Annotated in this window: 21 protein-coding genes, 1 tRNA gene and 1 riboswitch; of the genes, 1 reads left to right on the top strand and 21 read right to left on the bottom strand. The window is 62.9% G+C overall.

Features of this window, described 5'->3' with window-relative positions:
- Window positions 1-66 precede the first annotated feature (66 nt).
- From trpC to HMPREF2980_RS03485, 20 genes are all read right to left on the bottom strand, one after another.
- Entirely contained in the window at window positions 67-882 is an 816-nt protein-coding gene (trpC, locus tag HMPREF2980_RS03580; protein ID WP_049357069.1) for an indole-3-glycerol phosphate synthase TrpC, read from the bottom strand.
- A gap of 14 nt (window positions 883-896) precedes the next feature.
- Window positions 897-2,507, bottom strand: a complete 1,611-nt coding sequence (locus tag HMPREF2980_RS03575; RefSeq protein ID WP_070616439.1) for an anthranilate synthase component I — start codon at window positions 2,505-2,507, stop codon at window positions 897-899.
- Between the two features lie 193 nt (window positions 2,508-2,700).
- Window positions 2,701-3,177, bottom strand: a complete 477-nt coding sequence (gene ribH / locus HMPREF2980_RS03570; protein WP_005506244.1) for a 6,7-dimethyl-8-ribityllumazine synthase — start codon at window positions 3,175-3,177, stop codon at window positions 2,701-2,703.
- Window positions 3,178-3,234: 57 nt separating this feature from the next.
- A complete protein-coding gene (locus HMPREF2980_RS03565) occupies window positions 3,235-4,056 on the bottom strand; it encodes a GTP cyclohydrolase II (RefSeq protein ID WP_070690192.1) in 822 nt (273 codons plus the stop codon).
- A gap of 8 nt (window positions 4,057-4,064) precedes the next feature.
- Window positions 4,065-5,357: a 3,4-dihydroxy-2-butanone-4-phosphate synthase gene (gene ribB, locus HMPREF2980_RS03560; protein WP_070690189.1), complete on the bottom strand. Its 1,293-nt coding sequence runs from the start codon at window positions 5,355-5,357 to the stop codon at window positions 4,065-4,067.
- Window positions 5,358-5,520: 163 nt separating this feature from the next.
- Window positions 5,521-6,831, bottom strand: a complete 1,311-nt coding sequence (gene ribD, locus HMPREF2980_RS03555) for a bifunctional diaminohydroxyphosphoribosylaminopyrimidine deaminase/5-amino-6-(5-phosphoribosylamino)uracil reductase RibD (protein ID WP_070690187.1) — start codon at window positions 6,829-6,831, stop codon at window positions 5,521-5,523.
- A gap of 1 nt (window position 6,832) precedes the next feature.
- Window positions 6,833-7,564 carry a nicotinamide riboside transporter PnuC gene (pnuC, locus tag HMPREF2980_RS03550; RefSeq protein WP_070690186.1) on the bottom strand — a complete coding sequence of 244 codons (732 nt, stop codon included), beginning with the start codon at window positions 7,562-7,564 and terminating at the stop codon, window positions 6,833-6,835.
- Window positions 7,565-8,007: 443 nt separating this feature from the next.
- Window positions 8,008-8,224: riboswitch (FMN riboswitch) on the bottom strand.
- A 1,206-nt stretch (window positions 8,225-9,430) separates the two neighbouring features.
- The gene (fabF, locus tag HMPREF2980_RS03545; protein WP_070690184.1) at window positions 9,431-10,702 is read right to left on the bottom strand and encodes a beta-ketoacyl-ACP synthase II; all 1,272 of its coding nucleotides are present in this window, start codon (window positions 10,700-10,702) and stop codon (window positions 9,431-9,433) included.
- Between the two features lie 216 nt (window positions 10,703-10,918).
- Window positions 10,919-11,161, bottom strand: a complete 243-nt coding sequence (locus tag HMPREF2980_RS03540) for an acyl carrier protein (RefSeq protein ID WP_005507475.1) — start codon at window positions 11,159-11,161, stop codon at window positions 10,919-10,921.
- A gap of 202 nt (window positions 11,162-11,363) precedes the next feature.
- Window positions 11,364-12,389 carry a beta-ketoacyl-ACP synthase III gene (locus HMPREF2980_RS03535; protein WP_049341370.1) on the bottom strand — a complete coding sequence of 342 codons (1,026 nt, stop codon included), beginning with the start codon at window positions 12,387-12,389 and terminating at the stop codon, window positions 11,364-11,366.
- Between the two features lie 116 nt (window positions 12,390-12,505).
- The gene (locus tag HMPREF2980_RS03530; protein WP_070690183.1) at window positions 12,506-13,405 is read right to left on the bottom strand and encodes an ACP S-malonyltransferase; all 900 of its coding nucleotides are present in this window, start codon (window positions 13,403-13,405) and stop codon (window positions 12,506-12,508) included.
- A gap of 250 nt (window positions 13,406-13,655) precedes the next feature.
- Window positions 13,656-14,765, bottom strand: coding sequence for a tyrosine recombinase XerC (locus tag HMPREF2980_RS03525; protein WP_049341372.1), 1,110 nt, complete (start codon window positions 14,763-14,765; stop codon window positions 13,656-13,658).
- Window positions 14,766-15,056: 291 nt separating this feature from the next.
- Window positions 15,057-16,766 carry a DNA-processing protein DprA gene (gene dprA, locus HMPREF2980_RS03520; RefSeq protein ID WP_246823660.1) on the bottom strand — a complete coding sequence of 570 codons (1,710 nt, stop codon included), beginning with the start codon at window positions 16,764-16,766 and terminating at the stop codon, window positions 15,057-15,059.
- Between the two features lie 145 nt (window positions 16,767-16,911).
- Window positions 16,912-18,450, bottom strand: coding sequence for a YifB family Mg chelatase-like AAA ATPase (locus HMPREF2980_RS03515; protein ID WP_049349981.1), 1,539 nt, complete (start codon window positions 18,448-18,450; stop codon window positions 16,912-16,914).
- Window positions 18,450-18,935: a YraN family protein gene (locus tag HMPREF2980_RS03510; RefSeq protein WP_005506258.1), complete on the bottom strand. Its 486-nt coding sequence runs from the start codon at window positions 18,933-18,935 to the stop codon at window positions 18,450-18,452. Before HMPREF2980_RS03510 ends, HMPREF2980_RS03515 begins: the two co-directional genes overlap by 1 nt.
- A gap of 317 nt (window positions 18,936-19,252) precedes the next feature.
- Entirely contained in the window at window positions 19,253-19,579 is a 327-nt protein-coding gene (locus HMPREF2980_RS03505) for a DUF2469 domain-containing protein (RefSeq protein ID WP_005506259.1), read from the bottom strand.
- A gap of 98 nt (window positions 19,580-19,677) precedes the next feature.
- Window positions 19,678-20,505 carry a ribonuclease HII gene (locus HMPREF2980_RS03500; protein WP_070690329.1) on the bottom strand — a complete coding sequence of 276 codons (828 nt, stop codon included), beginning with the start codon at window positions 20,503-20,505 and terminating at the stop codon, window positions 19,678-19,680.
- A gap of 15 nt (window positions 20,506-20,520) precedes the next feature.
- A complete protein-coding gene (gene lepB, locus HMPREF2980_RS03495) occupies window positions 20,521-21,630 on the bottom strand; it encodes a signal peptidase I (RefSeq protein WP_070690180.1) in 1,110 nt (369 codons plus the stop codon).
- A 224-nt stretch (window positions 21,631-21,854) separates the two neighbouring features.
- Window positions 21,855-22,202, bottom strand: a complete 348-nt coding sequence (rplS, locus tag HMPREF2980_RS03490; RefSeq protein ID WP_012903660.1) for a 50S ribosomal protein L19 — start codon at window positions 22,200-22,202, stop codon at window positions 21,855-21,857.
- Window positions 22,203-22,419: 217 nt separating this feature from the next.
- Window positions 22,420-23,037, bottom strand: a complete 618-nt coding sequence (locus HMPREF2980_RS03485) for a single-stranded DNA-binding protein (protein ID WP_070690178.1) — start codon at window positions 23,035-23,037, stop codon at window positions 22,420-22,422.
- A 346-nt stretch (window positions 23,038-23,383) separates the two neighbouring features.
- Here HMPREF2980_RS03485 and HMPREF2980_RS03480 point away from each other — a divergent pair, with 346 nt between their 5' ends.
- Window positions 23,384-24,286, top strand: a complete 903-nt coding sequence (locus HMPREF2980_RS03480) for an HNH endonuclease family protein (RefSeq protein ID WP_070690176.1) — start codon at window positions 23,384-23,386, stop codon at window positions 24,284-24,286.
- A 96-nt stretch (window positions 24,287-24,382) separates the two neighbouring features.
- On the opposite strand, the gene HMPREF2980_RS03475 is transcribed toward HMPREF2980_RS03480, so the two are convergent.
- Window positions 24,383-24,458: transfer RNA gene (locus tag HMPREF2980_RS03475), tRNA-Arg, on the bottom strand.
- Window positions 24,459-24,495: the final 37 nt, after the last annotated feature.

The raw sequence follows: 24,495 nt of genomic DNA, 5'->3' as shown, positions 1-24,495 counted from the left end.
ACAACTAACCCACGGAAGCCTCACTCCCCCGCGATCGGCGTCCGGCACGCCATCTCTTAGCGACCCCTATCGGGTCACAGGCACCTTGGAGAATTCACGCACGGTACCTTCGGGGTCGCCGGAGCGTACCAGTGCTTCACCGATGAGGACCGCATCGGCACCGGCGCTGGCGTAGGCGCGCACGTCCTCAATGCTGGCGACGCCGGACTCAGCAACCTTAATGACGGAGTTGGGCAGGTGCGCTGCGAGGGATGCGTAGTGCTCGTTATTGACTTCGAGGGTCTTGAGGTTACGCACGTTAATGCCGACGATTTTCGCGCCGATGCGCTGGGCGACCTCGATTTCTTCGGGGGTGTGGGTTTCGACGAGGGCGTTCATGCCGAGCGATTCGGTGAGTTCGAGGAACTCGCGCAGGGTCTGCTCGTCGAGGGCCGCCACAATCAGTAGCACCAGGTCGGCGCCGTGTGCGCGTGCCTCCCAGATCTGGTATTCGTCAACGGTGAAGTCCTTGCGGAGTACGGGGATGTTCACGGCGGCGCGCACAGCGTCCAGGTCGGCGAGGGAGCCGTTGAAGCGGCGCTGTTCGGTGAGTACCGAGATTGCTGCGGCGCCACCTGCTTCGTAGCGTGCGGCGAGCGCGGCGGGGTCGGGGATTTCGCCGAGCGCACCCTTGGACGGTGAGGAGCGCTTCACCTCGGAGATGATGCGTGCGGTCGTGCCGTTGCCGCCGCCGGGTACTTCACCGCGTAGGGAGGCGAGCGCGTCGCGGGCGGGTGCGGCTGCGAGGGCGCGCTTCTTCATTTCTTCGAGGGGAACCTGCTGTACGCGGGCGGCGAGGTCTTCGCGGACGCCGACAATGATCTCGTCGAGAACGGTGCTCATGGTGTCTCCTTGGGTTACTTGGTGGCGTTGACGGCTGCGTCTGCGTCCAGGGGTGCCAGGCCGGAGGCGGTCAGCACAGCGCGCAGCGGGGCGGCGGACTTGTTGACGGTTTCGAGGGTTTCGGAGTCCGGGTTGGAGTCCATGACGAGGCCCGCACCTGCCTGTACGTAGGCGGTGCCTTCCTTGAGTACGGCGGTGCGGATGGCGATTGCCATGTCCATGTTGCCGGCGAAGTCGAAGTAGCCGCATACGCCGCCGTAGACGCCGCGGCGGGTGGGTTCGTATTCGTCGATGAGCTGCATGGCGCGCGGCTTGGGCGCGCCGGAGAGGGTGCCTGCCGGGAAGGCGACGCGTAGCACGTCGTAGGCGCTGAACTGCGGGTCGAGTTCGGCGCTGACGGCGGAGGAAATGTGCATGATGTGGCTGAAACGCTCAATGATCATGAACTGGTCGACAGACACGGTGCCGGGCTTGGCGATGCGTGAGAGGTCGTTGCGTGCCAGGTCGACGAGCATGAGGTGTTCGGAGCGTTCCTTTTCGTCGGCGAGCAGTTCCTCGGCGAGTGCGAGGTCTTCTTCGCGGGTTGCGCCGCGCGGGCGGGAACCGGCGATGGGGTGGGTGCTGGCGATGCCGTCCTTGAGGGTGACGAGCGCCTCCGGGGAGGAGCCGACGATGTGGAAGGGGGTGCCGTTGCTGTCTTCAAAGTTGAAGAGGTACATGTACGGCGAGGGGTTGGACTGGCGCAGTACACGGTACACGTCGAGTGCCTTGGCGTTGGTTTCGGCTTCGAATCGGCGTGAGAGCACAATCTGGAAGACGTCGCCGTCGATGATGTTCTTCTTGGAACGGTCGATGGCGTCCTTGAAGCCCTGTTCGCTCCAGGTGAGGGTGACGTCTTCGCGGACCTTACGGTCAATGTCCGCCACGCCGGAGAGAGTGGAGGTGGTTGCGGTGGCGCCGCGCTGCAGGCGGCGGAGCATGCTGTGCAAACGCGCGACGGCGTCCTCGTAGGCGCCGTCAACGTTTTCGCTAGTGCCGTTGAAGTTGATGGCGTTGGCGACGAGCAGGACGGTGCCGTCCTTGTTGTCGTGGATTGCCATGTCGGAGACCATGTTGAGCGCGAATTCGGGCAGGTTCACGTCGTCGGCGGGCGGGAAGGGCAGGTGCTCCCAGTGGCGTACGACGTCCCAGCCGAGGTATCCGACCAGACCGGAGGTGAGCGGCGGCAGGGTCGGGTCGGGTTCGGTGTAGAGCATCTGCAGGGTCTTTGCGATGGCCTCTACGGGATCGCCGTCGACGGGTGCGCCGGCGGGGGTGCGTCCCTGCCAGTGGACTGCGCCGTCAACGGTGGTGAGGGTCGAGCGGGAGGATGCGCCGATGAAGGAGTAGCGGTCCCAGGCTGCGGATTCGCCTTCTGCGGAGATTTTGGCGGATTCGAGCAGGAAGGTGCCGTGGGCTGCTTCGACGGGTTCACCCTGGTCGTTTTGGAGTACGAGGGATCGGTAGATGCCGATGGGGGTGAGTGAGTCGGCGAGGATTTTGATGTGTACGGGAATGACGCGGGTGCCGGCTGCGCGGGCGCGGAATTCTTCGAGGCTGGGGGTGATGGTGCCCAAATCCTGCATTGCTGTACTCCTTGGTGTTGGGTTGGGAGCGCGTCTGTGCGCTATCACCTGAGCGCGCTGTGGCGCTGCGGCTCAGCATACTGAGGCTCTAGTGCCGCGCGTTGTTTCAGTTTAACCGGTGCTGCGGCCCAGTTCCACGGTGAAGATTCAATAGTTCTCTTCGTGAAACTGAGCCGCGTACCGTTCAGCCGTGTTAGTTGCTGAACTGCTTGAGGGTTGCTGCGGTCTGCAGTGCCGCTGCGGTCGCCTCGTAGCCCTTGTCTTCGTTAGAGCCTTCCAGGCCTGCACGGTCGAGTGCCTGCTGCTCGTTGTCGCAGGTGAGCACGCCGAAGCCGATGGGGCGGCCGGTCAGCACGGACACGTCGGTCAGGCCGTTGGTTGCGCCCTGGCAGACGTAGTCGAAGTGGGGGGTGCCGCCGCGGATGACCACGCCGAGCGCGACGATTGCGTCGAACTTCTCAGCGAGACGGGTTGCTGCGACGGGCAGCTCGAAGGTGCCGGGAACGCGCACGAGGGTCGGCTCGATGCCTGCGTCGCGTGCTGCACGCTGCGCACCGTCGATGAGGCCGTCCATGACCTGGGTGTGCCAGCTTGCCGCTACGATTGCGAGCTTGAAGCCCTTGTAGTCTTCGGGGTTGAGGGTGGTGTCTGCTGCGCCTACGCCGCTCATAGTGTTCTCCTTGTGGGTTTTTGGTTTTTGAAAAATTAGGGGTTTGCAGGGGTGCCGCTACGCGCTTTTGAGCACGTGGCGCATGCGCTCACGCTTGGTCTGCAGGTAGTGTGCGTTCTCGACTCGGGCGGGAATTTCGTCCGGGATGAGTTCGGTGACCTGCAGGCCGAGGCTTTCGAGCGCCTCCTGCTTGGCGGGGTTGTTGGTCACGAGCCTCAGCTCGTTCACGCCCAGTTCCTGCAGGATCAGTGCCGCCTGCGAGTAGTCGCGCATGTCGCCGTCCAGGCCGAGCGCCAAGTTCGCATCGAGCGTGTCGAGCCCGGCATCCTGCAGCGCGTAGGCGCGGAGCTTGTTGACCAGGCCGATGCCGCGTCCTTCGTGGTTGCGCACATAGATGAGGTACCCGCCGGTGCGGCCAATGATGCGCAGGCCGTTCTCCAGCTGGGGGCCGCAATCGCATCGGAAGGAACCGAAAATATCGCCGGTGGCGCATTCGGAGTGGATGCGTACCGCGGGCGCTCCCCCGTCCTCGGTGGGTACGGGGGTGCCGTCACGATCGAGGGCGCGGGCGCTGATGTGCTCGGCGCCGTCTGCGAATCGCCAGGCACGCAGACCGAACACACCCTGCGGGGTGGGTACGGCGACCTCTTCGGTGCTTTCGACCAGCAGCGGGCTGGGGTTGGGCACCATGTCGAGGGGGCTGACTCGGTAGCCTTCAGCGAGCTGGGAGGCGATGCGCAGGGATTCGGCACTGAGCTCTTCAGCCTGCGCCTCAACCGGCTCGACCGGGGTGCCCGGCTCTGCCAAGGTGACAGCCGCGGGGGTGCTCAGCTCTGCGGGAGTGCCTGGCGTTGCTTGGGTGTTAGGGGTTTCGCTCATGCGTTCTCCTACGCCTTAGCTACGTACTTGATGAGGTCTTCGATAGAGATCATGGGCAGGTCGTGCTCGGTTGCGAAGGCGCGCAGTGCGTCGAAACGCATCATGGAGCCGTCGTCGTGCACAACCTCGGCGATAACGCCCACGCCGGACAGGCCCGCCGCGAGGGAGAGTTCCACTGCGGCTTCGGTGTGGCCGGGGCGCTCCGCCACGCCGCCGTCCACGGCGCGCAGCGGGAAGATGTGGCCCGGGCGGGTAATGTCCGCCGGGGTGGAGGCAGCGTCCGCGAGAATCTGCACGGTGCGTGCGCGGTCCGCTGCGGAGATGCCGGTGCTCACACCGGATGCCGCATCGCAGGAGACGGTGTAGGCGGTGCCCTTGGGGTCCTCGTTGTTGGTGACCATGGGCGGCAGGTTCATCTCGTCGGCACGCTTGTTGCTCAGGGGTGCGCAGACCACGCCGGAGGTGTAGCGAATCATGAAGCCCATCAGCTCGGGGGTTGCGTGCTCGGCTGCGAAGATGATGTCGCCTTCGTTTTCGCGGTCCTCATCGTCAACGACGACCACGGCGCGACCGGCAGCGATAGCGTCCACTGCGGTCTGCACGCTGTCGAGCATGCTTGCGGCGTCGGCGCGGCGGGGTGCAACCTGCTCACCGGAGTGCGCAGAGTCAGCCTGGGGCACGCCTGCGAACGCGGTCAGGCGCTGCACGTACTTAGCGAGCGCATCGGTCTCAAGGTTCACGCTGTCGCCGACCTTGAGCGCGCCGAGGTTGGTTGCCTTCAGGGTTTCGGGAATCAGGCCGACCTCGAACCATGCGGGGGTTTCGCCGGGCTCAGAAACGGCGGTGACGGTCAGGGACACGCCAGACACAGCGATGGAGCCCTTCTCAGCCAGCAGGGGTGCCAGCTCGGTGGGCAGGTTGAAACGCAGGGTGCTCCACGCCTCGTGCGCGGTAACGGATGCGAGGGTGCCTACCGCATCCACGTGGCCCTGCACGACGTGACCGTCGAGGCGGCCACCGGCGGGCAGGCAGCGCTCCAGGTTGACGGTGTCACCGGGGTTCAGGTTGCCGAGGTTGGTGCGGCGCAGAGTCTCCCCCATCGCGTAGGCGCGGAACTGGCCGGGCTGCAGCTGGTCGAGGTCGATAGCGGTGAGGCATACACCGTTGACGGCGAGGGAGCCACCGTGTTCGAGGTCGGCGACGATGTCACCGGCGTTGAGGGTCAGGTAGGCTGCGTCGCTACCTTCGATGGGGGTGATGGATTCTACGGTGCCGAGGGCGCCAATGATTCCGGTAAACATGTGTGCTTTTCCTTTTCTCGCCGTGTCCGCCGGGGCGTCGTCGTTGAGGGCGACGGGCGGCGATGGTTTGTTCGTCGGTATAACTATACGTATTTTTCGAATATTCCCCGTGACGGGGAGCTTTTGTGCCAGCATGCGAACCAGCCAGCACTGCCAGTCGCGGCTAATCCAGTCTCGGTTCGGGCGCGTGGCAGGCGTCCAGCTTCGGCAGGGTGCGCCGCTCTCCCGGTTCCTGTGCCGTTCCGCGAGGTGCCGGCACCAGGTGCGTTGCGGTGTCATTGCCGAGCACGCGCACCGCCGGGAACATACCCAGGTCATCCAGCTGCAGGCGTGGCGCCTGCGCGAGGGTGTCCACGAGCAGACGGTACACGGCGCTCTTGCCTCGACCCATAATCATGGGGGCGCGGTACCAGACCATCTCATCGATGAGGTCTTCACCGGCGAAGAGGCCAACCATGCCGGGGCCGCCCTCAATCATGAGGTGCCGCACGCCGCGAGCGTACAGCTCGTCGAGCAGTTCGCGCGGGTCGTGGGTGAAGATCTGCAGGAAGTTCTGCGGGTCCGCTTCCACGCCTTCGGGCGGGTTGAGGCCGCGAATCCGGTAGTTTTCGGTAATCTCGGTCTTGCCCATGACCACGCGCAGCGGCTGCTTCTCGAATCGTTCCCCGTTGGCGTCGCGCGCGTCCAGGGTCGGGTCGTCCATGAGGGTGGTTCGGGTGCCAATCATGACGGCGTCAGCGCGGTGACGAATCAGATGCCCGTCAATGCGCGCGGCGGGGCCGGTAATCCACTTGCTCGTGCCGTCAGCAGCCGCGATGAACCCGTCCAGGGTGGAGGCGCTCTTTGCGGTAATGAAGGGGCGGCGTTCGGCGGCGGCAATGAACCAGCGCTCGTTCAGCAGGTAGGATGCGTTCGCGAACTCCTCCATGGCGTGCACGGTGACGCCCTGCGAGCGCAGGTAGGCGGCGCCTCCGGCGGCGTTTTCGGTGTCGTCGCTGTAGGCGTAGTAGAGTTCGCTGATGCCCGCCTCGGCGACGGCGTGGGAGCAGGGGCCGGTGCGTCCGGTGTGGTTGCAGGGCTCGAGGCTCACGTACATGCGGGCGCCGGTGAGGTCGGTTCCCGCGGCTCGGGCGGCGGCGAGGGCGTCGGCTTCGGCGTGCGGGGTGCCTGCGCCTCGGTGGTAGCCCACATGTAGCAGGTGCCCGTGCGCGTCAGTGATGACGGCGCCGACGAGGGGGTTCGCGCCGCGGATACCCTGGAGTGCCGCCTGCAGCGCCAGGGTCATGGCCTCTGCGTGGCTGAGGGTCTGCTCGGGGTCGGGCAGCTGGAGGGTGCGTGCGGCGGGCAGCCCAGCAAGGTGCCCGTACTCCGCGGCGGAGTAGTCCGCATCGTTGCGCGGCAAAGATACGCTCGGGGTGACGGTTGCGGGCAGATGCGCGCCAGCCAGCGCCTCCTGCGAGGGATTCTGCGGCATCTTATGCACGACCCTTCTTCACGTCAGTTACTTCAACGGTCACGTCGGGGAACTGGGTCTGCACCTGGGTCTTCTGCGCCTCCAGGTTGCGGGTGCGCCACCAGACGAAGAAGCCGACCAGGGTGAAGCATCCGTAGAACACGTACATGAAGGAGGTTGCGTAGTAGCCTGCGCTCCACAGCAGCGGCACGCCGACCAGGTCGACGGCAACCCAGATGAGCCAGAATTCAACCCAGCCGCGCGCCATGCCGTAGGTGGCGAGCAGCGAGCCGGTGAAGATCCAGGCGTCGGACCAGACCGGTTCGTAGGAGCCGAGGGCACGGAAGATGGGGGTGAGTAGCAGGGTGCCTGCAACCATTGCGACGATCAGGCCTGCGCGTTCAGTGTTGGTAGCCCACTTGGGGATCACTGCGGCACCTTCGGAGGCGTTACCTCCGGCGGCTCGGGTTGCACGCCAGCGGTGCCAGCCCCAGATGGACACGGCAATAAACATAATCTGGCGGCCTGCCTGGCCGAGCATGGTGACGGGGTGCGGGCTGCCGACGAGGGCGCCCAGGAAGACGGTGAGGAGCAGCAGGTTGCCGAGAATGCCGACGGGCCACGCCCATACTTTGCGTCGCATGCCGCCCAGCGCCGATGCTAGACCGAATGCGTTTCCGAGAACTTCGCGCACGAGGAGGGACTGGTCCCCCACGTGAATTTGTGCGTCGAAGAGCCACCGCAGGATGTCCATGTTTCTTTCCTCTCTGAGTTGGACCGTGTGTCGGATGCGCGGGGTGCGCATCTGCGGCGGCTCCGGGGAGAGGAACAGAAAGAGCGGTACCGTGGGCGCCGTGGGGTGCCGGGTATCCGTGATGCGGCAGGAGTGGCAAACCAGCCAACCGCAACTGAAAATCGCAGCTGAAAACCACAGTTGAAAACCGCAACTGAAATCAGCCGACTGCGACCGAGGGGATTAACGTACCGGCACCTCGTGGGGCGCCTCTCCCCTATTGCATCGAAAGCTGAGGCTCTCTCAAGAAACTATTTCTCTAAGCAACGGTTCTCTCAACGAACCGCTCTCTCAGCAACAGTTTTCTGAAGCAGCAACTCTCTGAAGCAACTGCGTTGGTGCACCCTGCACGCTACCCCGAGGGGCCTCGGGATGCTCGGCGGAGTGCGCTCCTGCCTTTTTCTGCTCGTGCTACCTTCCATCCAGACTGTACTGTCGGCACCGGATTTTCACCGGTTCGGCCTCTCTTGCGGGCGGGCATCTCTAGCGGAGTCTTAGCGTCCTGTGTGGATTTAGCGTCCTGCGCAGATGCGAAGATTCGTACGATTTTTGCCTGCCTGCAAGAGCGGTTCGCGGGCTGTGACCGCCGGTTCGGAATTTCACCGACCCCGGAGCACGATGTCGATATTGATTATGCCACGGCGCACGCCGGGGGTTTAATTTGTTTTCTCTGGGATAACTTACGTGACAAGATGACGTTTTATGACTGTGCTCTTAGCGTGTCTTCAAGCCCCGCTACGCACCCCCCTCAGCAACCACTCACTGGGCCGCTTCGGAACCTGATTCTTCATTTTTCGGGAGCGATTTATCACGGTTTTATAACGGTGGAGAGCACCAAACAGACCAAAGAGTTACGGAGGCCTCCAGGGGGCTACTCAGGGCACATTGAACACCCGTCAATACCTTTATGACAAGGAATTATAACAATAAGGTTAAATTATTGGTTTAAGGTTTACTCCAGGGGTGATTTAAGGTTATTCTTATCTACAGGAGCTCCCATCACCGATAAACCGGTTCCGTTGAGAGCTACTTGATTCGGACCATCCGAGCACTCACATCAAACCCTTAAGCTTCTGCCATTTGAAGCTGGAAAACTGGCCCGCGGACTGCATTCCCGAGTATGGTTTTCACGCAACATCTGCGCGTACTGGATTGCGCAGTATTGCGGCACACGATGTTGATGTGCTTCACCATCGGGAGGCAACCACACCGAATTATTTTCTCGACGGAACCGGCGTGGGAGCTCTTCCGAATAAACTTCCGGATGATCGCACGGTGTGCACCCTTGTGTGGGGTGTTGTGTGTGTCGAACGGTCATAAGCTCCCGTTCTTCTGTCGTCGCCTACCGTGGTGCGCGATGGAGGTTGCGGGAACCTTGCGGGATGGTTGATCCCGCGCGCTCTGCATTGTCTTGTGGAGTGTGGTGTGTTTGGGTGGCGTATTCGCAGTGCCGGAGCGAATACGCCACCCGTTTTTAACCTGTGATACCCTGCCCACCCCAAACTCAGGCGAGCTGCGCACGAAACTCAGCCCCAGACCAGCCTCATATACCCCAGACTGAGGCAAACTGCCCCGAGAAGGTACCCACCTACCAACCCTCATCTCAACCAACCCGAGGGATAGGCGACCTAGAGGTCGTACCGGACACGCGAAGCGGGGGCTCCGTCCTCGAAGCGCCCCCAGGCGCTGAAGAGGGGGCACTCCCCCGCGAGCGGTGTCCGGTATGCCACTCTCTCGTAAACGCATTCAGAAAACGTAACGCTCCCCCAGCTACACACGGTAGTTGAGGGAGCGTTATATCTATATAAGGCTAGAAGCCCTGAGGGATTAGCCCTCTACGGAGCGGAATGCTACAACAGCGTTGTGACCGCCGAAGCCGAAGGAGTTCGACAGTGCCACAATCTCACCGGCGGGCAGCTCGCGTGCGTCGGTCACCACGTCCAGGTCAATCTGGGGGTCCTTGTTGTCCAGGTTGATGGTGCAGGGTGCGGTGCGGTGGTGCAGAGCCAATACGGTCAGTACGGCTTCGAGTGCGCCCGCGCCGCCGAGCAGGTGGCCGGTCATGGACTTGGTTGCGGAGACGGCAATGTTCTTGGTGTGCTCGCCGAAGGTTTCGTGCATTGCGGTTGCTTCGGGCAGGTCACCGGCGGGGGTGCTGGTGGCGTGCGCGTTGATGTGCACGACGGTCTTCGGGTCGATGTTGCCATCTTCGAGGGCTTCGCGCAGTGCGCGGGTTGCGCCGAGTGCTGCGGGGTCCGGTGCGGTGATGTGGTAGGAGTCGGCGGATACGCCGGTGCCTGCCAGTTCCGCGTAGACGCGTGCGCCGCGTGCCTTGGCGTGCTCTTCGGATTCGAGGATGAGCGCTGCTGCGCCTTCACCCATGACGAAGCCGTCGCGGTCGACGTCGTAGGGGCGGGATGCCTTTTCGGGTTCGTCGTTGCGGGAGGAGAGTGCCTGCATCTTGGCGAATGCTGCCATGGGCAGGGGGTGGATTGCTGCTTCGGCGCCGCCGACGATGACGACGTCTGCCTTGCCGCTGCGGATCATTTCGGCGCCGAGCTGCATGGCTTCGGTGGAGGATGCGCATGCGGAGACGACGGTCTGTGCTGCGGCGCGTGCCTTGAGGTTCATGGAGACGGCTGCTGCGTTGCCGTTGGGCATGAGCATGGGAACGGTCATGGGGAGGACGCGGCGGGGGCCCTTTTCGCGGAGGGTGTCCCATGCGTCGAGGAGGGTCCACACGCCGCCGATACCGGTGCCGAAGGCTACGCCGGTGCGTTCGGGGTCGACTTCTTCTGCGGATTCGGCGTCGGGGCCGGAGAATCCTGCGTCTTCCCATGCTTCGCGTGCGGCGATGAGGGCGAGCTGGCCCGAGGGATCCAGGCGCTTTGCTTCTACCTTGGTGAGGCGGCCGGATTCGAGGGCGGGCACGGCGAGCTGGCCTGCAATGTATACGGGCAGGTCGTATTCCTTGACCCAGGGGTGGTCGAGGGTGGATACACCAGATACGCCCTTGGTTGCGTTTTCCCAGGTGGTGGGGACGTCGCCGCCAATGGGGGTGGTCGCGCCGAGGCCGGTCACCAGCACTTTTCGAGACATTGTGGCACTTTCTCTTCGGTGGTCGATTTGGTGGTTTATCCGGTGGTGTGTGGATAAAAACCTGTAGGGCCCGGGGGTATGCGGTGTGTATTCCGCGCGGGGTCCACGCTACGGGGTCCGCGCTGTGCTCCCGGGGGTATGTTGGGTTGATACTGAGTGAATAGCGATGCGGCGCGGGCCGGTGAGAGCCCGCGCCGCCTCGTTATTGGTTATAGCTTAGGCAGCGTTCGCGATGAACTCGACTGCGTCGCCAACGGTCTTGAGGTTCTTGACCTCTTCGTCCGGGATGGTCACCTCGAACTTCTCCTCAGCGTTCACGACGATGGTCATCATCGAGATGGAGTCGATGTCCAGGTCCTCGGTGAAGGACTTGTCCAGCTGAACGTCCTCAACCTCAACGCCGGTCTCTTCGTTAACGATTTCTGCCAGACCTGCGAGGATCTCTTCCTTGTTAGCCATTCAGGGGCTCCTTTGTTGTTCGATGGTCATCGCACCCGCCGGGTGGGGGTACGCGTGCATTACCGAGTTTATCGTGTCTGCGTGGTGTACGCATGCGGCAACTCGGAGTTTAGGGGATGCTTTCCCGCTTTATTTTCTTTCTCGTGTACCGGCACTGTGCCGGTCGTGAGGGGCGGTGAGCATCGGGCTCTGGTGGTTTTTCTTAGGGAAGGACGACTACCTGAGCTGCGAATGCCAGGCCGGCACCGAAGCCGATCTGCAGGGCGAACTTGCCGGAGAGTTCCGGGTTCTCCTTGAGCAGGCGGTGTGCGGCGAGGGGAACCGATGCGGCGGAGGTGTTACCGGCATCAACGATGTCGCGTGCCACTGCCACCGTGTCGGGAAGTTTGAGGGTCTTGACCATCTGGTCAATGATGCGGGCGTTTGCCTGGTGCGGGATGAGTGCGCCGAGCTCGTCGGGGGTGATGCCGGCAGTTTCGAGTGCCTGCTTGGCGACCTTTGCCATTTCCCATACTGCCCAGCGGAAGACGGAGGGGCCGTCCTGGCGCAGGGTGGGCCAAATCTTTTCGCCTTCCTGCACGGGGTTTGCTACGAAGTCGCGGTTGCGGATATCCAACAGGGAGTGAGTCATACCCACAGTACCCCAACGGGAGCCGTCCGAACCCCACACAGTCGGTGCGATACCCGGCTCGTCGGAGACGCCTACGACTGCTGCGCCTGCGCCGTCGCCGAGCAGGAAGGAGATGGTGCGTTCGGTGTTGTCGATGAAGTCAGAGAGCTTCTCAACGCCGATGACCAGCACGTGCTTTGCGGTGCCTGCGCGGACGAGGGCGTCTGCCTGGGCGATGCCGTAGCAGAAACCTGCACACGCTGCGGAGATGTCGTATGCGGGGCATTTGGAGCCGATTGCGTCAGCGACCAGGGTTGCCAGGGAGGGGGTTGCGTAGGGGTGCGAGATGGTCGAGATGATGACCGCCTCAATGTCCTCACCGGCTACACCGGATGCTGCCAGGGCGTCCTTGGCGGCACCGATGGCGAGGTCGGCTACCGACTGGTTTTCGCTGGCGCGATGGCGGGTTGCGATGCCGGTGCGCTGCTTGATCCACTCGTCGGAGGAGTCGATTGCCTCAACGATGTCATCGTTGGGGACGATGACCTCACCGCGGGCTGCGCCGTAACCGAGGATGCGGGAGTAGCGGTTGATTTCGTACTGCTTGAGGGTAGTCACGTATTCAATCCTTAGTGCTGATGCTCGCAAGGCACTGTGTGCCTCGCATGTCTAAAGTGCATGTCTAGTGTGAAGGGTTCCTAGCGCGGGGAGGGCTGGGTGCTCTCCTGCAGCGTTTAGCCCTTCAGCGAGGCGAGGTCCTCGGGAGTGTTGATGGAGGTGCCGGGCACGCCGCGCATCGCGCGCTTTGCCAGGCCGACCAGGGTGCCTGCGGGAGCGACCTCGATAATACCGGCGACCTCACGCTCAAGCAGGGTTGCCATGCACAGGTCCCAGCGGACGGGGCTGGTGACCTGGGAGACGAGGGTCTTGACGAACTCTTCACCGGATTCCACGGCGGAACCGTCGCGGTTGGTCAGCAGTGCGGAGGTCGGGTCGGAGACCTGCAGGGACGCGGCGAACTCTTCCAGTGCGGGCACGGCGGGTGCCATTGCCTCGGTGTGGAATGCGCCAGCAACCTTCAGGGGGATGACGCGAGCGCGTGCGGGCGGGTTCGCGGCGAATGCCTCGATAGCGGGGATGGGGCCTGCGGCTACGATCTGGCCGCCACCGTTGGAGTTTGCCGCGACGAGGCCTGCTGCGTCGATGGCTTCGCGGACGTTTTCTTCAACGCCGCCGAGTACTGCGGCCATGCCGGTCGGGGAGGCGGCTGCCGCCTCCGCCATGCCGTTGGCACGCACGCGCACGAAACGCATTGCGTCTTCGTCGCTGAGCACACCCGCGAGGGCTGCCGCGGTAATTTCGCCAACAGAGTGGCCCGCGAAGATGAGCTCTTCACCCTCAAGTTCGCGCAGTGCGAGGCGACCGGTGACAATGCCAGCAGCGACGATGAGGGGCTGGGCGATTGCGGTGTCCTTGATGGTTTCTTCTTCGGCTTCGGTGCCGTAGTGAATCAGGTCGATGCCTGCCGCTTCGGAGAGTCGTTCCAGGTGCTCACGCACACCTTCAATCTCGAGCCAGGGGCTCAGGAAGCCCTTCTTCTGGGAGCCCTGTCCGGGGCAAACGAGTGCGCGCATGCGGTGCGACCTTTCTGGTTTTTAGTACTCGTACGCGGTGCCATTATAGAGACGGAGACCACGGTTAGTCTGTTACCTATGCTACCTTGTTCAGCCGCCCTGTATAAACATCACTGTGCAGAAACTTTGGGCTGCGCTGGGAGCCTAGACAGAGGTTGAACAGTGTATAGCTTAGATTGAACTCGTCCATTCGTACAACCCGAACGGGCAAGGTTCAAATAGAGAGACAGCTAACTTTCGGGTTGCCACCCTATGCTCGCGGATGCGCCCGCGCGTACGTCTCCGCCAGACGCTTCATCGACACGTGCGTGTAAATCTGCGTGGTCGCCAACGACGAATGCCCCAGAAGCTCCTGCACCGAACGGATATCGGCGCCACCATCGACCAGGTGAGTCGCCGCCGAATGACGCAAAACGTGCGCGCCCGACGCCTGAGTGTTCTCCACCGTGCGCAGCAGGCGGGTCAGGTCCTCACGAATCTGGCGGGTATTCGCACGCCCGCCCCGAGGGCCAATAAACAGCGCCGTCACGCCCTGCGCACCCTCCGGAATCCACTGCGGACGACCATAGGACACCCAACGATTCAACGCCTTAAGCGCCGGGGTACCCAGCGGCACCACGCGCTCCTTATTGCCCTTACCCAGCACGCGCACCGTCTTATTCGCCCGGTCCACGCTCTGCAAATCCAGGCCGGTCAGCTCAGAAATACGCATGCCCGAGGCGTACAGAACCTCAACCACGGCTTCCAGGCGCAGCAGGCGCGCATCCCGAGGATCCTGCGCCCGACGCTCCTGCAGGGTAGTCAGCAGCTGGTTCATCTGCTCACGGCTCAGCACCGGCGGCAGGTGATTCTCCCGCTTGGGGGTGCGCATACCGCGGGTCGGGTTGGCCTGCACCAGCTCCTCCTCCTGAGCCCAGGTGAAGAACGTGCGCAGGGTCGAACCGCGGCGCGCCACCGTAGAACGAGCCGCCTGCCGCAGATGTAGTGAACCCAACCACTCACGAATCAGGGACGCATCAATGCTGTCCAGATGCCGCACGCCGCGGCGAGCCATGTAACCGAAGAAGCCCTCCAAATCGGAGATATACGAACGGATCGTCTCTTCGGAACGGTGCTTCTCATAGCGCAAAAAACGCTCAAAACGGTCCAGGACGGGGCGGAACACCTCGCCGGAAACACCCAGTGCAGAATCGGGTAGAACAGAGCCGGGTAGGGCGGAGCCTGAACCCTCAGCTTGGGTTTCGGGATGATTGTCCGCAAGGCTACGGGTGTAGGTCACCGGCAGGGTCGTGGAGGGAGCCTCGTCCCGGTATTCTTCCCGGCTTTCAGCTCGGTTTTCGTGCTGGCGGGCGGGGGTCATGCGTCCCTCCTTTCGGGTTTCTGGCTCCTGGCTCTGGCGGCGTTGATGCTTCTCGACGTTGTATTTCTGCCCCCGGCGTATCTGCTGATAGCGCGGCGGGGGTAGGCTCCGCGCCAGTACGCGCAAGCCTACCCCAATTGTAGAGAGGTTCCACGCTCTCCACGTGCTGCCTTGTTATGACCGGCCGCCGCAACCCGCTACTGCCGGGATGTTCACTACGGGCGTTCAGCAGGGGCGTTCACTACAGGCGTTCAGCCGGGGTTTTCAGCGAGGTGCTCAGCGGGGGCTCTTCTACGCCGCGACAGCCGGGCGGACCTTCCTCCAGCTCGTTCCACTGCTCTCCGCCAGACCGCAGCGACCCAGGTGGAACAGGTCAGCCATCACGTCGCGAGCGCTCAACCCGAGAGCTGCGGCAATCTCATCCACGCCGCGGTAGGAGCGCGGGCTCAAATCGTCCCACACCCTACCCTGTCGTTCGGTCAGCTCATCCAGCGCGCTGGAGGAAGCAACCTGATCCCATTCGCTCTCGTGCTCGGTGCCCAGCTCGAAACCCGCGGCGGCATCGTACTCGAGGATGTCGGCAGCCTCGGTGAGTGTTTGCGCTAGTCCATCGCGTAGCAGACGGTTCGTGCCCACCGAGTTCGGCGAATTAATCTGCCCTGGAACCGCCCAGAGGGTACGCCCAATCTCCATCGCGTGACGAGCCGTATTCAGGGCACCGGAACGCCAGCGCGCCTCCACCACAATGGTGTGCCGCGCCAACGCCGCAATCAGGCGGTTACGCTCCAGAAAACGCCAACGTGTGGGGGTGTTGCCCACGCTCACCTCGCTCATGATGAGCCCGCGGTCAACAATCATGTTCAGCGCATCCGAGTTCTGCGCCGGGTACAGCCGATCCAGCCCACCCGCCATGAAGGCGATGGTTGGCAGGTCGCTACCCTGCTGAGTCAACGCCGCCCGATGCGCCGCAATATCAATGCCCATCGCACCGCCAGAAATCACCGTGTACCCGCGGCGCGCCAGCTCGGCGGCGAGGTGGGTCGTCGCCTCCGTACCGTAGATGCTCGGGTCGCGCGAACCGACCAGCGCCACGCTCGGGGCAGACGCCACATCCAGCAGGTGCCGCGAATCGCCTCGACACCACAGTCCGTACGGTCGAGTGGGCCCCAAATCGTTCAGCTGCGGCGGCCACAGCGGATCGGCGGGAGTGACCAGCCACGCCCCGCAGGTTGCCGCCATGTGCGCCTCCGCGTTCAGGGTGCGTTCCATGCGGCGGTTCCAGCGCAGGCGGCGGGTCGCGAGCGCCTTGCCAAACTTATCGCGGCTCATCTGATGCTCACCCGGCGTGTAGTAGCCATTCGCACTGGAAAACAGGGCGGACTCCCCCTCCGCGGGCGCCCCCACCGAGTGCAGAAATTCGCTGAGCTGTTCGTCCGGTTCGCCGTGCTCCCAGGTGTGCTCATCCGGGATGTGCCCGGTCAGCAGGTAGTGCAGGGTCAGCGGCGCTCCCAGGGTGGTGAGGGATTCGACCACGAGCTCATCGGCGGGTTCGGCGTAGCGCATCAGCTGGGCGGTGCAGCAGCGGATGTACTCGCGGCACGCCGCCTCAAGCTCCTCCGCGCTGAGGGCGGGGTTGAACAGGGGCGCGGGGTCAGAACTGCTGGAGGCTGTGCCCATCACAGGTTCGGGGCGCTCACCCTGTAGCGCCTCACCCTGTAGCCGCTCCCTCTGCTGTTCCTGCTGATTCATCTCATTCAGGTGCATCTCTTCCAGGTACACCGGGTTCAGGCAGGATGCGAGGAACCCCGGCAACCGCGCCGCGTTATACGGGCTCGGCGAAGGCTCCTGCCCCAGCGACAGGATATGCGCCACTCTCTCACGCGCCAGGGCGTGCGCATCCAGGGTGCGACCGGGCAGGCGAATCTGCAGTTCCTCCTGCACAAAATCCTCCGCCGCGCTCTCTTCAGGCGCGCTCTCCCCCGTTACTTTCTCTTCTGGCACACACTCGTCCGGCGCTGTTTCTCTCAGCCCATTTTCTTTCAATTCGGCCTCTTCAGCTCGTTTTCTGAGCTTCTTCTCACTCATGACGTTCTTCTCCTCTCGTGAGTGATTCGTTCTATAAACCGGCACGCTATGTCAGCGGTCCCTATTTCAATTGCCCCTGCTGCCGCAGAAAAAGCGCCACATCCAGGTGCTCCCGGCTTGGGTAGGCGGCACCCTCCAAATCGGCGAGAGTCCAGGCGATACGCAACACCCGGTCGTAGCCGCGAGCCGTCAGCGTTCCGCGATCCACGGCGGCGTTCAGCTCGCCGGTGAGCTTCGCATCCAAACGCAACGGACCGCGCAGAATCTTGCCGTTCATCTCCGCATTCGTCTTCAACCCGTACGGCTCCAGGCGCTCCCGCTGAGCCTGCCGCGCCGCCATGACGCGCTCGCGAATCTGCGCCGAACTCTCATTCACCTGACCGCCCGCAAGCTCCGTGGAGGACACCTTCGGAACCGTCACATTCACGTCAATGCGGTCCACCAGCGGGCCGGACAGCCGCCCAAAATAGGCGCGACGCTCACGCGGGGCGCACGTGCACTCCGTACCGGTACCCACGTTCATGCCGCAGGGGCACGGGTTTGCCGCCAGGATCAGTTGAAACCGCGCCGGGTATGTCGCCGACGCGCTCGAACGGTCCAGGGTCACGGTCCCCGACTCCAGGGGCTGACGGAGCGAATCAAGCACCGTGCGTTTGAACTCCGGCGCCTCGTCCAGAAAGAGCACGCCGCGGTGCGCTTTAGACACACAGCCCGGGCGGGGAATGCCGCTGCCGCCGCCCAGAATCGCCGGCGCGGAGGCGCTATGATGCGGCGCCTCAAACGGCGGCTGACGCACCAGCTCGCTCAGGTGCTCCCCCGCCGAGCAGAGAGAACGGATCGCGGTCACCTCCATCGCGGCATCGTTGTCGAGGGTCGGCAGGATGCTCGGCAGGCGCTCCGCCAGCATGGTTTTACCCGAACCGGGCGGGCCGGTCAGCAGCATGTGGTGGCCACCCGCGGCGGCAATTTCCAGGGCGAAACGACCCTGCGACTGACCGGCAACATCGCTCATATCCGAGGGAATTTCAGCCGGTTTCACCGCCGGGGCGCTCGCCTCCGTCTGCGGGGCGGGCGGGTAGGTCAGCTTCTGACTCTCAGCGCCGAGAGCGGCAAAGACCTCCGCCAGGCAGCGGAAACCGCTCACCTGCGCGCCGGGAATGAGCGCCGCCTCCTCAGCGTTTTCGGCGGGCACAATCACGCGGTGGTGACCGGCATCCACGGCTGCTTTGACCGCGGGCAGGATGCCCGGCACGGGACGTAGCGTTCCGTCCAGTCCCAGCTCGCCCAGGAAGACGCTATCGCCGCTGGGATGCAGTTTCTTCTCCGCCTGCAACGCCGCAACCACAATGGCAAGGTCGAACGCCGAGCCGCGCTTGGGTAGGGTCGCGGGGGTCAGGTTCACGGTGAGCCGGTGCTGAGTGAGGGTGATGCCGGTGTTCTTCGCCGCGGAGCGCACACGCTCTTTAGATTCGTTGAGGGCGGTATCGGGCAGTCCCAGCAGCACGAAGCCGGGTAGGCCCTGCGAGATGTCAGCCTCGACGTCAACAATATGCCCGCGCAAGCCAACCAGCGCCACGGAATAGGTGCGTGCGAATCCCATTACGCCACCGCCTTCAGATGCTCGAAGGTGAAGGTTTCGCAGGTTCCGGTCACCGCAATTGCGTCAATGCGAAAGCGCGGAAAATCCAGGTTCTCGCGCAGGCGGCACCAGAGAATCGCCAGCGAGCGCGTGCGACGCGCCTTATCGCGGTCAATGGACGCGAACGGGTGCCCAAAGTCTTCGCTGCTGCGGGTCTTGACCTCAACGAAAACCAGTTCGTCCTCGGGGTCAATGGCGATCAGGTCGAGCTCGCCGCGGATCTGTTCGTGTTCCAGCCCGGCGGGCGGTCGCCAATTCCTCTCCAGAATGCGGTAGCCGTTCGCTTCCAGGATGCGGGCGGTCAGCTCCTCGCCCCACCTGCCGACGCTGTGGGCGCGAGGCGGGGTTCGCTGGAGCTGGGTTCGCGGAGGCTGGGTGCTCTGGAGCAGGGGTCTGTTGGGTGCGCTTCGGGTTGCGGCGCGGGCTGTTATTCGGGCTGTTGTCATGGGTCTCTCCCCCGGTAGATAGCGGTAGTGCTTCTACTGTGCCCGCCGCGCGCGTGCCCGAATGCGGTTAACGAAAAACTGTGGATAACCTCGGCTCCCAGAAGGAATTAGAGGTTATCCACAGTCGGTTATTTGAAATTTTGGGGTATATTTTTCAAAAACACCGCTCGGGTGTCGAATCGACGCGTCATATTCGCGCAGGTTCGCCGCCTGGTTCTGCGCGCACTTTCATCACTCAGTCCCGCCGCATTCCAATCACCCGGCACCGGCGCGCCTACCCGTGCTTACCCCCGGCAAGGCGGTAAATCGGACGTGAGCTAGGCGTTAAAGTCCGGCATTTCCGGCACGGTGAACTCCTGGTTGGGCAGGCGCTCCTCCACGTTCACGTCACGCACCGAGTAGGCGTGCACCTTCTTCACAAAGCGGTTGGAGCGGAATACATCCCACACCCACACGTCGCTCATGCTCACCTCAAAGTAGAGGGTGCCGTCCTGCACGTGCGGGGTGACGTCCACCTGGTTCGCCAGGTAGAAGCGTCGGTCGGTTTCTACCGCGTAGCTAAAGAGCGACATGACGTCTTTGTATTCGCGGTAGAGTGCCATTTGGGCGTCGGTCTCGTAGTTTTCGAGGTCTTCTGCGCTCACTACTCTTCCTTTCCTGGGCTTTTGTAGTACTGATTCAGCGGTGGCACGTTGGGCTTTCGCAGGCTTCCGAGGCGCGGTTTTCAGGAACACCGCGCGCTCTAGCCGCGCTGTGCCGCGGCGGCCTCAATCTGCTCGGCGGTCGCCGGAAGCGACCATGAGAGTCGATGCTGCGGGCTGGGGCCCTGCACGCTAATCGCCTCGCGGTGAGCGGCAGATCCGTAGCCCTTGTTCTTTGCCCAGCCGTACCCCGGGTAGCGGGTATCCAGCTGAACCATCAGTTCGTCACGTTCCACCTTCGCAACCACCGATGCGGCGGCGATGGAGGCGCACTTGTAGTCGCCCTTAATGACCATGGTCACCGGCATCTGCGCGGGCTCATCTGCACCACCCTCACCTACGCCTTCCCACGCTTGGGCGAGCAGTGCGTTGTAGTGTGCCTGCGCCGGGTCCGGCGCCAGCGCGCTGAACAGGTCCTCCTGCGGAGGGGTGAACCAGTCGTGTTTACCGTCCAGCAGGGCGGCGTCGGCACGGTATCCGCGGCGCGCCAGCTCGGCGAGCGCACGCTGGGCGGCAAGCCTCAGCGAGAGGGTCATACCGAGCCGGTCAATATCTGCCGGTTCCACGTGCCCAACCGCCACGGCGCACCACTGGCGGATTTCGGGAACCATGGATTCGCGGCGTGCCGGTGAGAGCGCCTTGGAGTCGATCAGCCCGCCCACCTCGAGGGTGGCGTCCGGGGTGAGGATTGCGACGCCCACGGTGACCGGGCCCGCCATGGAGCCGCGGCCTACCTCGTCGATTCCGGCAACTGTGCGGGCACCGGAGGCGAAGAGCTGCTGCTCGTACTCAAGGTCGGCGGCGGGCGGGGTTGTCTTCGCGGGCTTAGCTTGAGTGGGTTTCGTTGCGCTCTTCTGGGCGCTCACCATCATTCCCACGCTCGCTTATTCGCTCGGGGTGGAGGTCGGCTCAGGAATCGAGGAGAACACCGAGCTCTGATCCTGCAGCAGACCGAAGTGGTTCAGCGGCCACGCCACCACGAACACGTTACCCTGCACGTCGTCTTTGGAGATGAACGCGGTGCCATCGCTAATGTGGTAGCGGGAGTCGGCGGAGTTGCTGCGGTGGTCGCCCATCACGAAGTACTTGCCGGCGGGCACGGTCACCTTAAACGCCAGCTCGGAGGGCGGGTTGCCCGGGTACAGGTACGGTTCGGTAATCTCTACGCCGTTGACCTTGATCTTGCCGTTGCCGTCGCTTTCGACCACGTCACCGGGAGTACCGATAACGCGCTTGACCAGGAAGTTCGAGGAGGTATCCGGCAGAATACCCGCGAAGGACAGGGCATCCTTGAGCGGGCTGCTGGTCTTCTGGGTGGAGGGAATCCAACCCTGAGAGTCCTTGAAGACGATGACGTCGCCGCGCTTGGGCTCGCTAAAGTAGGAGCCCGCCACGTTGATGAACACGCGGTCGTTGACCTGCAGGGTCTGCTCCATGGAGCCGGAAGGAATGTAGAAGCCGCGCAGCAGGAAGGTCTTGACCAGGAATGCGATGACCAGCGCGTAGAGGATGACGGTGCCGCCTTCGCGTGCCTGCACCCAGAGCCATTCGCCGAGGCGGCCTTCTTCCTGCGCCTGGGAGTAGGTCAGCTCTGCCTGTTCGGCGCGCTTTGCCTTGCGGCGTTCCCTGGGGGTCATTTCGGAGAAGTCCTTGGTGGTTTCCACGTCTGCGGCTGTCTCCTCGTCGGTGGCTTCTTCGCGCTTAGTGTTCTTCGCGGCGGAAGAAGTCGCAACGGCGGCATCTGCGGAGGCGGCGCTCGCCTCGGCGCTAGCTACCACCTCGTGATCGCGCTCAGAGGTGCTCTTAGTATCGCTTTCGGTGGAAGAGACAGCGCTCCAGGGGGCTGCCTTCTCGGTCGAGGCCTTCTCATCTGCCGTCTTTTCGGCGGCGAGACGCGCGAAGTATTCTTCCATTTCGCGGCGCTCGCGGCGGCTTTGAGGCTGGTATCCCTCGGGGAAGGGGCTGGTGTTCGCAGTGTTCTTGTCGTCTGCCATGCTGGAGTGAGCCTTTCGTTTGAGAGATACCTAGCTCGAGTGAAACGGTACCTAGCTATTGTATCGAGAGTGTTTGCGCTCTTGGGCTTTTATTTTCTGAGAGCGGCAAGGTTCTCAGAAAGCGGGGTTTCAGAAAGCGGGGTCTCAGAATATGCAAAAACCGCTCCTCTCCCGCGGAATGCGGTTGGGGAGCGGTTTGCAACAGAATTCTGTATCTATAAAGATTAGAACTCGCGCTTCTCGCGGATACGAGCAGCCTTACCGTGGCGGTCGCGCATGTAGTACAGCTTTGCACGACGGACGTCACCGCGGGTCACCAGCTCGATCTTCTCGATGGAGGGAGAGTGAACCGGGAAGGTACGCTCAACACCAACACCGAAGGAAACCTTGCGGACGGTGAAGGTCTCGCGAACGCCTGCACCCTGGCGGCCAACGACGAAGCCCTTGAAGACCTGGATACGGTGGTTCTTACCTTCAACGATCTTAACGTGAACGTTCAGGGTGTCACCGGGGCCGAATGCGGGGATGTCGTCACGGAGGGACTTCTTGTCGAGGAAGTCAAGAGTCTGCATAGTTGTAGATCTCCAGAGTCATCTGCCGCAGGTCAAATAGACTCAGATTGCTCTGCCCCACTGCGGGACAGAAAACTTCATGCTTCGGACAGGATTGGTGCCCGAAGGTTGACATCGTTGGTCGCTCTTCCCCCTGCGGCAGGGGCGTGCCCGATGTCAACACAATGCTCCATTATCCCAATGCACCCGCGTTTATGCAAGCATCCGGGGAGCACTTTTAGAAGGGGGGTTCGTCACTCTGCGCTCCCCCGCCCTGGGATGCGCTATTCTGCACTCCCCCGTTCTGTGCAGGAGCACCCGGAGCGGCCACACCCGACGCCTCCGCGTTCTGCTGGGGTGCGTGCGGCGGGGCATAGTGCTGCGTGTACTGAGACATGCCCGGTTGTGGCGCCTCCTGCAACGGCGCACCCGGCATACCCAGCTGAGGTGCGCCCTGCTGAGGTGCACCCTGCATGGATCCCTCGTTGACTGTGCGCTTCTCCACGGTGCGGGCGAAGGTGCTCGTACCGTAGTTCAGGTCGTGACCGATGCCGAGGGCATCCACCTCTACGGTAGTGCCCTGCGTGCCGTCTTCGCGGTTCCAGCGGCTAATGCGCTGGCGGCCACTCACGACCAGCGGCTGCCCCTTTTCAATGGAGGTGGCAATGTTCTGGGCGAGGCGGCGGTAGGCTTTCACGGTGTACCAGTTGGTGGTGCCTTCTTTCCAGGTGCCGGTGGCATCCTGCCAGCGCGGGGTGCTGGCGAGGCGAAAGTTCACGACGGGCACCCCGTTGGGCAGGGTGCTCAGTGCCGGGTCGGAGGCGGTGAATCCGCGAATCAGGATGGTGTCGCTCATGGTTTCTCCTTAGAAACTAGTGGGTGGGTTCCTTCACCTTGCCAGGGATGACCCGACCCCGCATCCGGCGGTTACCGGTTCTGTGGATAACCGCGCGTTTTGCGGTTTTGAGCACCGCCTGTGGATAGGATTTTTGAACTTTTCACCCCGTTTTTTCAAAAATCGCCTGCGGGCAACGCATTCCCTGCAGAAATATGACGACTACGCCCCATCCGACATCGTGATAGGTATCTCAGCGTCGAGGCGGCTATTTTTGCCCTCAAGTTAACTATTTCTATCCCGCGCACTCTATCCTTGATGATGCGGTGCACTCAGCCGCATCCCGCCTACCCGCCTTGGAGAACCCGTGAGCAAAAAGCCCGCGAACAACAACCTGCCATCCCTGCAGGAACTTCAGCAGCTGCAGCGCAACCTGCCCAAGCTGCCCGATTCGATGGACCCGCAGAAGAAGCGCCTTATTTACGGTCTGCTCGCTGTGTTTGCCGTAATCGTGCTGATTATTGGTCTGGTCTACGTGAGCAAGAACGGTGTGGACGGGCTGCTCGGCACCGATAAGAGCACCTCTTCTACCACCGATGATGAAGAGACCAACGTTCAGACTGAAACCCTCGCCGAGGTCAAGAACCCGTACAAGGCGGTTGATCCCGCGACCGCGCTCGCACCGGATCTGGCAACCGCGAAGAGTGAGCTGGCGTCCCTGCAGGTGAAGGAACGCGCATCGAAGGCCGGCTACTCTCGTGATCAGTTCGGACCCGCCTGGGATGACGTTGACGGTAACAAGTGCAACACTCGTGACGATATTCTGCGCCGCGACCTGACCAATGTTCGTTTCAAGGTCAGGACCCACGCATGCACCGTGATTAGTGGCACTCTGGATGACCCGTACACCGGCAAAACCATCGAGTTCAAGCGCGGCAAGAAGACCTCCTCGGCGGTGCAGATTGACCACGTGGTGGCTCTTTCGAACGCATGGCAGACCGGCGCGCAGGATCTGACTGCAGAGCAGCGCCGCCAGCTGGCGAACGACCCGGAGAACCTGCTCGCTGCAGACGGCCCGGCAAACCAGCAGAAGTCCGATGCGGACGCCGCCGACTGGCTGCCGAGCAACACCGCCTACCGCTGCACCTACGTAGCACGCCAGGTGCACGTAAAGGCGAAGTACAAGCTGTGGGTCACCGCGGACGAGAAGAAGGTTATGGAGCGCATCCTCAACTCTTGCAAGGACACGAACCCCACTAAGAAGAAGTAGCCCCGACCAAGAAGTAGCTTCCCGGCACGCACGCAAAAAGCATAAAGAAAAACCGCCCCGCACCCTGAGTTTAGGGTGCGGGGCGGTTTTTCTATGTGGCGCCCCAGGAGGGAATCGAACCCCCGACCAAGAGATTAGAAGGCTCCTGCTCTATCCTCTGAGCTACTGAGGCCTTCCTCTAGGGTACATGAGAATTTATGCTTCTCATG

Origin of the sequence: Rothia sp. HMSC076D04, assembly GCF_001814645.1 — a bacterium.
GTDB lineage: Bacteria > Actinomycetota > Actinomycetes > Actinomycetales > Micrococcaceae > Rothia > Rothia mucilaginosa.
The sequence above is the reverse complement of the archived record's forward strand: the minus strand, read 5'-3'. Positions and strand labels throughout refer to the sequence as shown.

Bases quoted from the DNA above. Each gene is read 5' to 3' on its own strand.
- rplS (WP_012903660.1), bottom strand. From the start codon at position 22,202: ATGCAGACTCTTGACTTCCTCGACAAGAAGTCCCTCCGTGACGACATC.
- HMPREF2980_RS03525 (WP_049341372.1), bottom strand. From the start codon at position 14,765: ATGACCCCCGCCCGCCAGCACGAAAACCGAGCTGAAAGCCGGGAAGAA.
- ribH (WP_005506244.1), bottom strand. From the start codon at position 3,177: ATGAGCGGCGTAGGCGCAGCAGACACCACCCTCAACCCCGAAGACTAC.
- HMPREF2980_RS03540 (WP_005507475.1), bottom strand. From the start codon at position 11,161: ATGGCTAACAAGGAAGAGATCCTCGCAGGTCTGGCAGAAATCGTTAAC.
- HMPREF2980_RS03500 (WP_070690329.1), bottom strand. From the start codon at position 20,505: ATGGTGAGCGCCCAGAAGAGCGCAACGAAACCCACTCAAGCTAAGCCC.
- trpC (WP_049357069.1), bottom strand. From the start codon at position 882: ATGAGCACCGTTCTCGACGAGATCATTGTCGGCGTCCGCGAAGACCTC.
- HMPREF2980_RS03515 (WP_049349981.1), bottom strand. From the start codon at position 18,450: ATGGGATTCGCACGCACCTATTCCGTGGCGCTGGTTGGCTTGCGCGGG.
- ribB (WP_070690189.1), bottom strand. From the start codon at position 5,357: ATGTTTACCGGAATCATTGGCGCCCTCGGCACCGTAGAATCCATCACC.
- HMPREF2980_RS03575 (WP_070616439.1), bottom strand. From the start codon at position 2,507: ATGCAGGATTTGGGCACCATCACCCCCAGCCTCGAAGAATTCCGCGCC.
- HMPREF2980_RS03530 (WP_070690183.1), bottom strand. From the start codon at position 13,405: ATGCGCGCACTCGTTTGCCCCGGACAGGGCTCCCAGAAGAAGGGCTTC.
- lepB (WP_070690180.1), bottom strand. From the start codon at position 21,630: ATGGCAGACGACAAGAACACTGCGAACACCAGCCCCTTCCCCGAGGGA.
- HMPREF2980_RS03510 (WP_005506258.1), bottom strand. From the start codon at position 18,935: ATGACAACAGCCCGAATAACAGCCCGCGCCGCAACCCGAAGCGCACCC.
- ribD (WP_070690187.1), bottom strand. From the start codon at position 6,831: ATGCCGCAGAATCCCTCGCAGGAGGCGCTGGCTGGCGCGCATCTGCCC.
- HMPREF2980_RS03565 (WP_070690192.1), bottom strand. From the start codon at position 4,056: ATGAGCGAAACCCCTAACACCCAAGCAACGCCAGGCACTCCCGCAGAG.
- fabF (WP_070690184.1), bottom strand. From the start codon at position 10,702: ATGTCTCGAAAAGTGCTGGTGACCGGCCTCGGCGCGACCACCCCCATT.
- pnuC (WP_070690186.1), bottom strand. From the start codon at position 7,564: ATGGACATCCTGCGGTGGCTCTTCGACGCACAAATTCACGTGGGGGAC.
- HMPREF2980_RS03485 (WP_070690178.1), bottom strand. From the start codon at position 23,037: ATGAGCGACACCATCCTGATTCGCGGATTCACCGCCTCCGACCCGGCA.